Annotated in this window: 7 protein-coding genes; 3 read left to right on the plus strand and 4 right to left on the minus strand. The window is 57.2% G+C overall.

The features are described 5' to 3' along the window. Nucleotides 1-136 precede the first annotated feature (136 nt). Nucleotides 137-5065 carry an NEL-type E3 ubiquitin ligase domain-containing protein gene (locus tag KW848_RS02985; RefSeq protein ID WP_218535623.1) on the plus strand — a complete coding sequence of 1643 codons (4929 nt, stop codon included), beginning with the start codon at nt 137-139 and terminating at the stop codon, nt 5063-5065. Nucleotides 5066-5164: 99 nt separating this feature from the next. Here the strand turns inward: KW848_RS02985 and KW848_RS02990 are convergent, their stop codons facing one another. Then, nucleotides 5165-7897, minus strand: a complete 2733-nt coding sequence (locus KW848_RS02990) for an RHS repeat-associated core domain-containing protein (protein ID WP_218535625.1) — start codon at nt 7895-7897, stop codon at nt 5165-5167. Nucleotides 7898-8129: 232 nt separating this feature from the next. On the opposite strand from KW848_RS02990, the gene KW848_RS02995 reads away from it, so the two are divergent. Then, nucleotides 8130-10490 (plus strand): DNA polymerase II, encoded by a 2361-nt coding sequence (locus KW848_RS02995; RefSeq protein WP_218536259.1) that lies wholly within the window; start codon nt 8130-8132, stop codon nt 10488-10490. Here KW848_RS02995 and KW848_RS03000 read toward each other — a convergent pair. The 3 genes from KW848_RS03000 to KW848_RS03010 form a co-directional block, all read right to left on the minus strand. Further along, the gene (locus tag KW848_RS03000; RefSeq protein WP_192410441.1) at nt 10455-10925 is read right to left on the minus strand and encodes a DUF1810 domain-containing protein; all 471 of its coding nucleotides are present in this window, start codon (nt 10923-10925) and stop codon (nt 10455-10457) included. The two genes, KW848_RS02995 and KW848_RS03000, sit on opposite strands and share 36 nt — an antisense overlap. Nucleotides 10926-10954: 29 nt before the next feature. Next, nucleotides 10955-11776: an aldo/keto reductase gene (locus KW848_RS03005; RefSeq protein WP_218535627.1), complete on the minus strand. Its 822-nt coding sequence runs from the start codon at nt 11774-11776 to the stop codon at nt 10955-10957. Between the two features lie 112 nt (nt 11777-11888). After that, a complete protein-coding gene (locus tag KW848_RS03010; protein ID WP_218535629.1) occupies nt 11889-13037 on the minus strand; it encodes an aldose epimerase family protein in 1149 nt (382 codons plus the stop codon). Between the two features lie 253 nt (nt 13038-13290). On the opposite strand from KW848_RS03010, the gene KW848_RS03015 reads away from it, so the two are divergent. Next, a complete protein-coding gene (locus KW848_RS03015; RefSeq protein WP_218535631.1) occupies nt 13291-14040 on the plus strand; it encodes a hypothetical protein in 750 nt (249 codons plus the stop codon). Nucleotides 14041-14142 lie beyond the last annotated feature (102 nt).

The following is a 14142-nucleotide window of genomic DNA, read 5'->3' on the forward strand; positions in this document are numbered from 1 at the left end:
ACCCGTGGGTTAACTAATGTTGGACGGCGGACGGTTATAGCTTTGTTAGTTAATAACTTGAAACAGATAGAGGAAAATGAAAACCGGTAATTCGAATAGGCTCGTGTTTTCTATCGTTCATGGATGACGAATCATAATGTTTAATGCGCTAGCGTTCGCTCAATATAAACAGCGTTCATTTGCCGATCCTGTTAATCAGAGTCGGCACGTAAACTTCATTGTCAAGGCGACCCCTGACTGGCTTGCAAACACTAGCTCAGAAAACCGCGCGGCTTTAAAACAGGCTGTTGGGCCTGCGATGCCTTGGTATGACAGGGCGTCGGCGCCACTGCGTGGTGAAATGAACAGGGTGTTTGAAGACAGTTGGGTTTCCCACAATGAACTGGATAAAACCCTGAAAAGACTTCAAGGAGTCGAAACGTTCGCGGAAGCACTATTAACCACCGCATTGAAAGAAAGGTACAACATTGCTCTGGATGTCAAAGCGACCTACCTGCGGCTGTATTGTCCAAAAGGTATTGTTACAGGGTTTGATGTGCGGACACTGTCGCTGCTTGAGGCCTCGCTGCATAACTTCGAAGTTAAAGAAACCCGAACGGGGTATTTCGACAGGGCGAGCGACTTCATTAGCAAACCTTCTGACACCGGGCAATTTGAGGTCGTGCCGATTAAATCCAAACTGTCTGTCGAGGCCTTCGCAGCGCTGTGTCGTGAGCTGGATATTGGCGCTCGATATCAGGCTTACCTGAAGACATTTATGGGATTCGACAACCCGGTGGCGAGGGCAGTGTTAAAAATCAAAGTCCAGACCAGCCACAAGGACGCGTTGCGTGCCGCCAGTGTGATGGCTCTCATGAAGCAGGATATCGATCGCGAGTCTCACCATATGCTTCTCAAGTTGGCAGAGGGGCGTCGTGCGCTGATGTTTCGCGGTAAACAGATGCATTGCTTCGGGTTGACGATGATGGATGTTGGGCTTTCGGACATCGTCCTGTTTGCTGCGGACATTGACCGGAGTGGTACGACCGAGCCCATCATCGCTTATGTGCCCCACGATCCCCTGCACCCGGTCAAACAGTATTCGTCCATCTCCCGTTTCGCCGCCGAGCTAACCGCGCAACTTCGTGCACCTGAGTATCAAAGGTTTTTCAGCCGGTTTGTCCCGCACCAACAGCGGGGAACTTTCTTTTTCCAGCTCAATGACAAACTGTCGAAGGTTCGATGGCACAAACCGATTCCGTTTGAACAAACCCCGCCATGGCGGGCCGAGCCCGTTCAGAATCCACGTTTGGGGATGACATATGAGCGAGTCCGTGGTGACTTCTGGACCCATGATTTCCACCAGAAGCTGAATAAGATTCTCAATGACGCGAGGGCGAGGGCGGTTCCCACTGACGATGAGGATGAAAAATCCCGTTGGGCGCGATGGGACAGCTTTCAGAAAATTGCGTTAACCGTTCTTGAAGTAGTTGCTTTTGTGGCCACCCCCTTTGTGCCTTTTCTTGGCGAGCTGATGCTGGCTTATACCGCCTATCAACTGCTCGATGAAACATTCGAAGGAATTATCGAATGGTCAGAAGGGCAGCGAACCGAAGCCACCGAGCATTTGATTGGCGTGGTTGAAAGCCTCATCCAGTTGGGGACATTCGCAGCAGGCGGCAAATTGGCGGGAGAGCTGTTGCCATTCAAGCCTTCGCCATTTGTCGAACGCATGAAAGTCGTTGAGATCAGCAATGGTCAATCGCGTTTATGGCAACCGGACCTTGAGGTTTACAAGCTGCCGGTGCCCCTGGGGGAGAATGCCCGACCTGACGGCAAGGGGATTTATCGGTATGAGGGACGTGAGGTACTCCCGCTTGATAACAAGCACTTTGCAATCAGGCAGGAACCTGGACTGGATCAATACCGTATTCAGCATCCCACCCGAGCCGATGCTTATTCACCCAGGCTTGCCCATAACGGCGTTGGCGCCTGGACCCATGAGGCCGAACGCCCCGAGACGTGGCAGGGTGTCACGCTCATGCGACGTCTGGGGCACAGCGTCGAGTCATTTACCGATCAGACCCTGGAGCAGATTCGTATTGTCAGCGGCGTCGAAGACGACGTGTTGCGCAAGCTGCATGTCGAGCACGAGCAGCCGCCAGCGTTGCTGGTCGAAACCATCAAACGCTTCAAGGCTGACCAAGAGGTTCAGACATTCATCGAGCAGATGAGCAGCGATGATCCCCTGGTGTTTGGCAAGGCTGACCTGAAGACCCAGCTGGAACTGCTGACGCTTTATGGAAAATGGCCGGAGTTACGCGCGGTCGAGTTGCTGGACAGTGACGGTAAGGTCCTTTGGCACTATTTACCGGAGTCGGCCACTGATCCGTTGTTGCAAATCAGAGAGACGCAAGCCGGTCACAACAACTTGGCGAGAACGCTGTTGGGTGGACTGGACGAGCCGCAAATCAAAACCTTGCTTGATGAAGAAGCGGGTCTCGGTCCTATTGCCCTTGATGTGCGAGCAGCCAGGCTGCGCACGGTGATAGCCGGGCTGGCCAAGGCCAGAACAGTCACACTGGTCGATGCCCGATACAGATTCTTCGAGCGCGCTGGCGATACGAGTGCCAGTCCGTCTGTTCAGTTGATGCGTAACGACTTTGCGCATTTGCCGCGATCGGTCGTGGATGAACTATTGATCAACGCAACCCCTACCGAACGGCTGCGAATGCACGAAAGTCGGCAACTGCCGCTGCGTCTGCGACAGGCCGCCCGTGCTGCGACGCTTGAGCTACGGCTCTTGCGCAGCTACGAGGGGCTCTATCTGGAGTCGAGTGAAAGTGTCGATACTGCACGGTTGGCATTGCACAGCCTGGAACAGTGGAGGGGCTGGTCGCCGGATCTTCGTATCGAGATCCGGAGTGTTACGTTTGACGGACCGTTGCTCGATAGTGTCGGACCTGTCGAATCATCCGTTCGCAAAGTCCTGGTGTTGAGCGATGTGGGCGGTTTCCAGCCATATGACGCCGAAGGCAATTCCCTGCATGGCACCGACGAGTTTTACACGTCAATTTTGCAGGCGTTGCCTGATTCCAGTCGCAAGGCGCTGGGCTACGAAGTCGGCCAGGGTGCCCGATTGAAGGCGAGCCTTCAGAAGGCTCCTTTAGCACAGGACGAATTTCGCAAGGTGCTTTTGCAGCACCCTGTTCGCAAGCCGGTCTATGACCCCGGCGTCATGCGTTTGCGGGGAGGCATGCAAGGTTATGAACCGATAGCGGCCGGGCAGGACGAGGCGCCCAGCCCCGGGGAGCGTTTCAAAACGCTCTATCCGGGCACGACGGCGGACACCTTTACTGCATTCATGCAGTCGTTTGATTCCCAAGCCCAGGCACTGGCCTCGATCCGGCAGCGTGAGTTGGAGTTCGAAGCGCTGAGCAAGGCACTGGATAGCTGGGTGGCGATTGAAAGAGGTGAATTTCTGCCGATGGATCAGCGCTACCACAAAGGACGCTTTGCCAAGGCTCTCAAGCAATGTTGGCAGGCTGCTGAAGAGTCGTTGGCGCAAGGCTACACCCTGGATCTGGACTTTCACTGGACGAGCGATTTTCTCGAGTATTTGCCAGTGTTGACCGCAGATTTTCGTCACGTCAGCGCGATACAGTTTCGGCATGCCGCATTGAATACCGATATCACCGATTTTCTGGGTTACTTTCCCAGTCTCAGAGCGCTGGATTTGAGTGAAAACGCTTTGGTCTCCCCACCTCGTTTGCGCGAGAACCTGCCGGCGCTCGAGCGTCTGAACCTTTCTAATAACCAGCTGACGCTGACGGTGAATAGTGCAGCTGACCTGGGTGGCCTGACTCGACTGCAAACGCTTGGATTAGGCGACAACCCGACGCTGGCGCTACTTCCGGATGTTAGCCGGATGCCTGACCTTGACCGCCTGGATTTGCACAATACCGGTAGCGCCGATTGGCCCCCCGGTCTATTTGCGTTATCGCGGCCGCGCGCCTTTGAGCTGGATTTGCAAGGTAACCCTATCGAACACATCCCTGACGTCGCACTGGGGTCTGATGAGGCCCGACTGATCGCCCGAACCCGCTTGAGTCGCGATCAACTCACTGACCAAAACCGTCAGCTGTTTCAGGATTATATGCGTTCGGTAGGTTATGACCCGACCCGCAGCTACCCGCCCAAAGGGGAGGAAACCAGTGAGTACTGGCTTGAAGGTGTTGCGGCAGAACAGCGAGTGAGCAGGCAAACGACCTGGGATGAACTTGAGCGGGAACCGAACGCACAAGGTTTTTTCGAAGTGCTGGAACAGCTCAGCGAATCAGCCGACTACGTCGACGATTCCTACCGGCCGGGGCTGACGCAAAGAGTGTGGCGAATGCTCGACGCCGTCGCCGAGAACACGCCGCTGCGTGAAGAACTGTTTCGCATGGCCGTCAACCCGGACTCTTGCGCAGATGCCGGCGCGCAGATTTTTAATGAAATGGGCAGCAAGGTGCTGGTCCACGAAGCTTATCGGGCAGGCAGTCCTGCGCAGATCGAAGCCAGCCTGATCACGTTGGCCAAGGGCAAGTCTCGACTGGATCAAGTCAATGAAATCGCCCGCGCAACTGTCCAGAGCCGGTTGCAGGCGGGGGAAACTTTTCAGACGATCGATGAGGACGGCGAAATCACCGGGACCATCGATGAAGTGGAAGTCTATCTGGCGTTTCAGACCGGTCTGGCCGACCGACTTGAATTGCCTTGGCAATCACGGGACATGTTGTTCCGGGAGATGGCCGAGGTCGGTGAGGAGCAGATAGACCAGGCGTATCAATCGGTCCTGGCGCTGGAGGCCGGAGACGGTTTGGTGAACCGGATTATCGAGCAGGGGTTTTGGCGCAAGTACCTGAAAAGTCGTTATCCGCAAGAGTTTGCGCAGAATTCGGCGGTGTACAACGCAAAGTCCGAGGCGTTGCTCGCTGAGCAATTGGCGGGCTCGGTTTCGCAGAGGGACTATGAGCGCGACATCATTGAATTGGCGGATGCGCGCAAGGGCTTGCTCCGCAGATTGACTCGGGAGCGGTTGTGAGCAATTTATTGATCTGAGTGCCTTTGCGGCAAAAGTGACCAGCCATGGGGCTTCTGACAGGCTGATCACTATTGCAGGTATTGATTGCATCCGGCTTCCCTAACGGTAATCCAGAACGGCACTGTTCCATTGGGAATGAGTCATCGGCTTTCTCCCCGTCAATACGTTGAACACAGGAGTATTGTCATACGACTCAAGCAAGATGTTGGCACAATTGAAGCACGCAGGAAAAGCAACCGCCGCTTTTGCACCTGTCAATATTTGCGTTACCACATCAATCTGCGATGGATCAGCATCTCCAGTAGATTGTTGAATGTTGAGTGCGAGGCTTCCTGCCATCACTTCTGCGTGAGCGCCTGGGAGCCCTGCTGATTTAGGCAAGTAACGCCCGCTTGCTTCAATATGGCCCTGTATACGCGTCTTTATCAGCGGATTAAGTACCGGTTGCTCATACTGTATGCCCTTCAAACCTCCTGCTTGTTCTACACCCCCCTTATAGAGCTTTACTGGAAGCGTGTTGTCGTTAAGGCGATTGATATAGCTCGACTGAATGTGATCGGTATATAGATTAAGATCGCCGAACTTGAAAATACCATCGGCCGCAGGATGCTCTTCTCTATTCAGGTGGCTAATGGGGCCGCTATGCAACATGACTCCATCACGCTCAAGTGTCAGTTCGGACGGTATGGGGATATTGTAAAAGTCGGTCATGGAAATAGTGTCGTCAGGCGGTGGGCCTATAATTTCCACGCCGGCATGGGCCACTGCTACCTTGCCTCTGTACGCACTCGTAAATCTGGCGTCCGGGTGTTTTGTGTAGTGCTCAGTTGTCCTTTCCGCTATTTTTTTTGCGGTACCTTTGAATTGCGGCAATGGGTGTGTTAAAGGGCCGGCAATGAGAGCGGTGGTTCTGTTACTTACCCTGGTGTTAAGTGAATCATTGGATCTGACAAGTCCGAGTATATCGACAAAGCTAAGAGGGTTATTTCCCACAAACGCGTACAAATTCAGCCCATCCACATCCCCCGCCGGATCGGCACTCACCCAGCGTTGCAACCACGGTGCGTAATAACGCAGCCCATAGTAGTAGAGCCCACTGACATCCATTTCCTTGCCCGAATAACGGATGGTTTTATAGCTGACCTCCAATGCCGAGTCCGCCGTGAGCCAAGCCGTGCCACCAAACGGGTAATACCCTTCGTGGCTGATCAGTCGGGCCTGTTGGTCGAGTTCGATGAGGCTGGAGTTCAGGTGGTCGTCAAGGCTGTAGCGCAGCTGATCGGCCTCGATCTCGTCGGGTTGGCCACAGAACCAATGCAGACACCGTACGCTGCCACGCCCACCCGATACGGTGATGACATGCAGCTCTTCGCCATTATCGCGGGTGCGAATCTCCAGCCCCGGCAGGTAGATCACCTGATGAAAATGGGTGGTCCCTGATGCATGGGTTTCGTGGCGTTTGTAGACCCGTGCGCCATGGCTATAGCGATAGGTTTCTTCATCGTTGGGCGCATCGTCGCGTTTGACCAGTCTCACGGACGCCAACTGATCACGGCTGTTCCAGTGCAAGTCCTGTCCCGGGTGCAAAGCCTGGAGATTGCCATGCAAATCAAACAATGCAGAAAAATCGGGTGCCGGGTCTCCTTTCTTCCAGCGCACGCCGCGGTTGCTCGACGGGTCGATGAACATCTGGTGGGTGTAGCCACCCACCGCACGGCCATGGATCAACTTGATCAGATTGCCACCCGCGTCGTACTCGTATTCCTGTTTGTAGTTGAGGTGATTGCGGGGATCACTCGGCAATGGCCGGCCCGGCAGATCCGACGGCGGGGTGGCGTCATGACCGGTCGCGTTGGTCAGCCGGTAGAGCGAGTCATAGGTGAACGCGCGGTGGCCATCGATGCGCTGGTTGGCGAAGAACACCGTCTGGAACGTGTGATCGTCAATGCGTAGCACGTTGCCGATCGGATCATAGACATACTCAAGGTGCTGCCGCGGGGCTTGGCCGGGCACGCCGGCCTTCAAATTCTTCAGCCGACCGTCCGCCGGGTCGTAGGTCCAAGTGCTGACCACGCCGTTGCCTGCGAGTTGTTCGCTGATCTGGCCGGCGGCGTTGTACTGAGCATCTTTGAGGATGTCCAGGACCGGACCGTCGGCATCGATTTGCAGCGTCACTTGCTTGAGCTGCCCGGCAATGTCGTAGCGAGAACGTTGCTGATGGCCACGCGCGTCTGTCTGGCTGAGAGGCTGACCGCTTGCACCGTAGGACCATGCCGTGGTGTAGACCTCACCCCCCGGGAACGTGCGGGTTTCTTCAAAAGGCAGGCCATGCAGGCTGAAGCGGCTGAACTCGATCAAGCCCGCAGGATCGGCCTTCTTGCGCAACTGACCCCGTAGGTTGTATCCCGGGTCTGCATCGCCCCGCGCATAGGTAAAGACCTCTACCTGCTGGGTATTTTCATCGACTGTCAGCGCGCGCAGTAGATCATCGTAAGTGGTTCGCCACCGATTGCCGCGCTCATCCCAGCGCTGAAGGATTTCACCGCCCAGCCCGGCCAGGCTCAGGCGCCACCCGCTATCGACGCTGTCGACTTTGATGGGCTGGCCGGACAGCCCATGAACAGTCGCCAGATTAGGTTTTGGGGCGTGGTCGAACAAACGTGGATCCCACTGAGCAATGAGCCTGCCCGCGACGTCATATTGCTGTCGGGTGATGAGCGTTTCCACCGATGTGCCAGCGACCTTGCGCAGATAAGCAACCTGACGGATCGACAGGCCACGACCGTCATAAACTTCAAGCAAGGGAGTGTTTCGATGCACGGCGAGACTCATCGATCAATCTCCTGCGATGCTGTGCACCGGAATTTGCGAAAGGGTTTGTAATGGATTGATTCTATCAATGCAGCCCCAATGCGTGACCTGTCATTTCTGACAGGTCGTTTAGGCCGAATATGTTTATAACGCCGAAAATTTATTTCGATTTGATCTCAATCCAGCGTTCATCCACGTAATCGCGCAATGACGCGTAGAATTGCGCCTTGAATCAAATCTTGAGGTTGCAGTGGTGGATTTACAGCGGGGCTTCGTCCTGACCCGGCATTGGCGCGATACCCCGGCCGGTACGGAAGTCGAGTTCTGGCTGGCGACCGACACCGGTCCCCAGCGGATCCGCCTGCCTCATCAACCGTCGGTGGCGTTCATCCCCGCCGCCCAGCGCGAGCAGGCTGAAGCGTTGCTGCGCGGCGAAAAGAACGTCGAGCTGCGGCCGTTGGCGTTGCTGGATTTCGAGCACCGCCCGGTACTCGGTCTGTATTGCCAGCAGCACGGTCAACTGATGCGTCTGGAAACCGCGCTGCGCAAGGCCGGCGTCGACATGTTCGAAGCCGATGTGCGCCCGCCGGATCGCTACATGATGGAGCGTTTCATCACCGCGCCGGTCCGGTTCAGTGGCACGCCGAACGCCGAGGGCCTGCTGCTCGATGCGCAGATGAAACCCGACCCCGACTATCGCCCGAGCCTCAGGCTGGTCTCCCTGGACATCGAAACCACCGCACAAGGCGAGCTGTACTCCATCGCCCTGGAAGGCTGCGGCGAGCGCCAGGTCTACATGCTTGGCCCGCCCAATGGCGACGACAGTGAAGTGGATTTCCAGCTCGAATACTGCGATTCCCGAACCCTGCTGCTGAAAAAGCTCAACGAATGGTTCGCCCGCCATGACCCCGACGCGATCATCGGCTGGAACGTCGTGCAATTCGACCTGCGCGTGCTCCACGAACACGCCCGGCGCCTGGCGGTGCCGCTGAAACTGGGGCGTGGTGGCGAAGAAATGCAGTGGCGTGAACACGGTAGCCGCACCCATTACTTCGCCTCGGCCGCCGGCCGGCTGATCATCGACGGCATCGAATCCTTGCGCTCGGCGACCTGGAGTTTCCCCTCGTTCAGCCTGGAAAACGTCGCGCAAACCCTGCTCGGCGAGGGCAAGTCGATCGACAATCCGTACCAGCGCATGGACGAAATCAACCGCATGTTCGCCGAGGACAAACCGGCCCTGGCCAAGTACAACCTCAAGGACTGCGAGCTGGTGACGCGGATTTTCGCCAAGACCGAGCTGCTGACCTTTTTGCTGGAACGGGCCAGCGTCACCGGGTTGCCGGCGGATCGCAGCGGCGGCTCAGTGGCGGCGTTCACACACCTGTACATGCCGCTGATGCACCGCCAGGGGTTCGTCGCGCCGAACCTTGGGAACAAGCCTGCGCAAGCCAGCCCCGGCGGGTTTGTCATGGACTCGCAACCGGGCCTGTACGAATCGGTGCTGGTGCTCGACTACAAAAGCCTCTATCCGTCGATCATCCGAACCTTTCTCATCGACCCGGTGGGCTTGATCGAGGGCCTTAAACACCCGGATGACAGCGAGTCGGTGCCAGGCTTTCGCGGTGCGCGTTTTTCCAGAACCCGGCATTGCCTGCCCGCCATCGTCGCCCGGGTCGCCGAAGGGCGCGAAACCGCCAAGCGCGAACACAACGCGCCGTTGTCCCAGGCCCTGAAGATCATCATGAACGCCTTTTACGGCGTGCTCGGTTCCAGCGGTTGCCGCTTCTTCGATACACGCCTGGCGTCGTCCATCACCCTGCGCGGTCACGAGATCATGCTGCGCACGCGACAGCTGATCGAAGCCCAGGGCCACACGGTGATTTACGGCGACACCGACTCGACTTTCGTCTGGCTGCGCCGCGCCCATGGTCAACAAGAAGCCGCACAGATCGGCCGCGCGCTGGTGGATCACGTCAACCAGTGGTGGCGCGAGCATGTGCAGCAGGAATACGGTCTGGAAAGTGCGTTGGAGTTGCAGTTCGAAACCCACTACAAGCGCTTTCTGATGCCGACCATTCGCGGCGCCGAGGAGGGCAGCAAGAAGCGCTATGCGGGGCTTGTGACCCGCGCCGATGGCACCGACGTAATGGTCTACAAAGGCCTGGAAACCGTGCGCACCGACTGGTCGCCGCTGGCCCGGCAATTCCAGCAGGAGCTGTACCTGCGCATCTTCAATCGCAAGCCCTATCAGGAGTATGTGCGCGACTACGTGCGCAAGACATTGGCGGGGGAGTTCGACGATCGCCTGATCTACCGCAAGCGCCTGCGTCGCACCCTCGATGACTATCAGCGCAACGTGCCGCCCCATGTGCGGGCCGCAAGGATTGCCGATGAGTACAACGACCAGCAGGGCCGTCCGCGGCAATACCAGAACGGTGGCTGGATCAGTTACGTGATCACCGTCGCCGGGCCCGAGCCGCTGGAAATCCGCAGCGCACCCATCGATTACGACCACTACGTCACCCGGCAACTGCAACCGGTGGCGGACGCCATTCTGCCCTTCGTGGACGACGACTTTTCAACGTTGATTGGTGGGCAACTGGGCCTGTTTTGAGTCCAGCAGCAACAACGTCCAGTCATCCAGGATGCCGTGGAAATACTGGTCAAGTGCTCGATGAAAGTCGCTGTTAGCGCCGGCAACCTGGGCGAACAGCGTCATGGAAGAGTGAAACTTGAGATCGTCGGGATGGCCGAATATGCCGGCCACCGAGCTTTTTTCGATGTTCAGCACCATTTGCGTGCAGGTGCGCAACCGTGAACCCAGCAGCGGATGATTGAGGTACGCCTCAGCTTCCTCTTTGGAACGAATGGCAAAGTGGCGGGACATCTCGCTGCCGCCCAACCCTGAGAATTGCGGAAAGATGAACCACATCCAGTGACTGCGCTTGTGGCCGGCATTCAGCTCGGCCTGGACCCGTTTGAACACCGGGTCCTGTGCCTGGATAAAGCGTTGCAGATTAAAGTAATCGTCCTGATCAGTGCTTCTCATGCCGAAGCCCTCTGACAGACTGCGATGGCTCAGACCATGGCCAACCGCTGTTTGCGTTGTGGCGCGCGAAACGCCTGGTCCAGCGCCTCCAGATCCCCAGCCTCCAGTTGCAATTGCGCCGCTTGCGCGTTGAGTTGTACGTGTTCGGGTCGGACCGCCTTGGGGATGGCGATCACGCCTTCGTTACGAAGCATCCATGCCAGCGCTACCTGGGCCGGCGTCACACGGTGACGGGCGGCTATTTGCTTGAGCGTTGTATGGTTCAGCATAGGCCCGCCCTGACCGATCGGACAGTAGGCCATGACCGGCATTCGATGCTGGCGGCTCCAGGGCAGCAGATCGAACTCGATGCCGCGTTCTTCCAGGTTGTAGAGCACCTGATTGGTGGCACAGGCCGGTGATGCCAGTTCTTCCAGGTCGTCGACGTCAAAATTGGAGACGCCCCAGCGACCGATCTTGCCTTCTTTGCGCAGGCGTTCGAAGGCTTCGACCGTTTCTTCGAGGGGATACTGGCCGCGCCAGTGCAGCAGGTAGAGATCGATGTAATCGGTATCCAGCCGCCGCAGACTGCGTTCGCACGCCTGGGGGATGCCTTTGCGGCTGGCGTTGTGCGGGTACACCTTGCTGACCAGAAACACTTCATCACGCCTGCCGGCGATGGCTTCACCGACCACTTCCTCAGCGCCGCCCTCGCCGTACATTTCAGCGGTGTCGATGAGGGTCATGCCTAGTTCGATACCCAGGCGCAAAGCCGCCACTTCCTGGGGGTGCCGGGAACGGTCTTCGCCCATGCGCCAGGTGCCTTGACCGATGACCGGTACGTTGACGCCGGCCAGTTCGAGGGTCCGCATTCAAATCTCCTTATTTTGAATCGATGAGTACTCATCGGTTGGCAACAGAATCCCCCGGTGGTTCCATCGACCTGTAGCAGCTGTGGCAGCTGCTACATGATCGTGTTGGGCCTTACTGGGTAGAAAACTTCAGGACGGTGCTCTGGGCATAGGTCTTGCCCGGGTCCAGGCGCGTGGACGGAAAGGTCGGCTGATTCGGCGAGTCCGGATAGTGCTGGGTCTCCAGCGTGAACGCGCCCCAGTGCGGATAGACCTTGCCAGCCTTGCCCTTGACCGAACCGTCGAGGAAGTTGCTGGTGTAGAACTGCACACCGGGCTCGGTGGTGTAGAGCTGCAAGCGACGACCGGATTGCGGATCGCTGACCTCGGCGGCGAGTTGACCCACATCACCCATGGCGTTCAGCACCCAGTTGAAATCGAAGCCACCCTGTTTCGGTTCGGCAAATTTCAACTGTGGGTGATCGGCTTTGATGTGCTTGCCAATGGCGGTCGGTTGGGTGAAGTCCATCGGTGTGCCGGCCACCGGGGCCAGTTCGCCGGTCGGGATCAGCTTGCCGGTAACCGGCGTGTAATGGCTGGCATGCAGGGTGGCGAGCTGTTTCAGCACATCACCGTTGCCCGCGCCGGCGAGGTTGAAATAGCTGTGATTGGTCAGGTTCAACACCGTGGCTTTATCGGTGGAAGCCTGGTAGTCGATGCGCAACTCGTTTTGCTCATTGAGGCTGTAGGTGACCTCGGTTTTCAGGTTGCCGGGGAAGCCCATTTCACCGTCCGCCGACAGGTAAGTCAGGGTCACGCCGACCGCATCCTTGCCGTTGCTCGGCTGGGCTTTCCAGACGTGTTTGTCAAAACCCTGAGGGCCGCCGTGCAGCGAATTGGAACTGTCGTTGAGCGGTACCTGATAGCGCTTGCCGTCCAGTTCGAAAGCACCGTTGGCCAGGCGATTGCCGAAGCGCCCGATGGTCGCACCGAAATACGCCGTGCCGCTCTGATAGCCCTGCACGTTATCGAAACCGAGCACCACATCGTCGAACTTGCCGTTTTTGTCCGGCACTTTCAGCGACTGCAAAATGCCGCCGTAGGTAATGACCGTGGCGGTCAGGCCATGGCTGTTGCGCAAGATGTATTGCTCGACGGGCGTGCCGTCATTGGTTTTGCCGAAGGCCTTGTGTTCGCTGGACAGGCCGGCGGCCTGGGCGCAGAGGGGGGCGATCATCAGGGACAGTCCAAGGGCGCAGAGCGGGTGTCGGGATTGAAGCATGGTTGACCTTCCTTTTTGTTGTTTTTGGCTAACTAGTCATACTAATAATCGAATTTAAATGCGATCAAGGAAGGTTTTATAGCTTATGTACGAGCTGTTGCAATTATAAAGTATGACTAATGTGGTGATCCTCTTGACGGTTGGCAGCGTTTACGGACCGCCGGCACTGCACTTTTCAGGGATTCACGGCTCCTATCCTGGGCCAGCCTGCGGCGAATCCCCACCGCCGGCCCATGCCCAAGTTCAATAACCCATGGCTCGAGTTTTACCCCGCACCACCGCGCCAATCCGCCGCCGTTGCCTGCTGTTGGCCTGCTTGTCGATGCTCGCCGCCTCCGGGTGCAGCCAGCAGCAGGGCAACGACATCGTCAGTCAGTTCCGCGAAGGCAAACCCCAGGAATTTCTCCAGACCAGCGTCGACCGTATAGCGACCCTGGCGATGCGCGACAACCTCGACAGCCTCTACCTGCTGATGAGCAAGCTCTACTTGCGCAACCCGGACGAGCTGAAAAAATCCGGCTTCCTCGACGCCCGCACCGCTGGCAAGCAAGTGCGCATGGCCATCGAACAGCAACAGCCGTTGCCGACTCTGGGGGGCAAAAAAGACCTGGCCGCGCTGAGTTATGCCATGAGCCCGGAGTTTCTCGGCGACCGGGTCGGTGCGTTCATCTATGCCATCGGCAGCATGCTCGTTACCGCCCACGGCAATCGGCTCGAGTTCTACATGACGGACGTGATCAATCCGACGTTCGTCAGCAACGCTGCCCGCAACATCGAGAAAGCCACCTGGATACTCAGCCAGCGGCAAAACAAGAACGGCGAGCCATTGCTGTTCTCCAATGAAATCTCGGAGGAGGGCAGCAACCTGAGTTTTGCCGTGGAGTTCGGCAAGATCGTCGCGCGGCTGGACCTGCTGACGCAGATGCTGGACGAGCGCTACCGTCGGATCGGTTTGAATTACGCGCAGAGTTTGCTGTTCCTCAATTTCCTGCCAGTACAGTGAACCCCTTGTGGGAGTGTGTGTGGACTTTAGGTATAACGATAGTTCGCATCGATATAACTGGTTATAAGAAAAATCGCTATGCTGCGATCCAGATTTTTCATG

It is taken from the genome of Pseudomonas sp. PDM25 (assembly GCF_019219045.1).
GTDB lineage: Bacteria > Pseudomonadota > Gammaproteobacteria > Pseudomonadales > Pseudomonadaceae > Aquipseudomonas.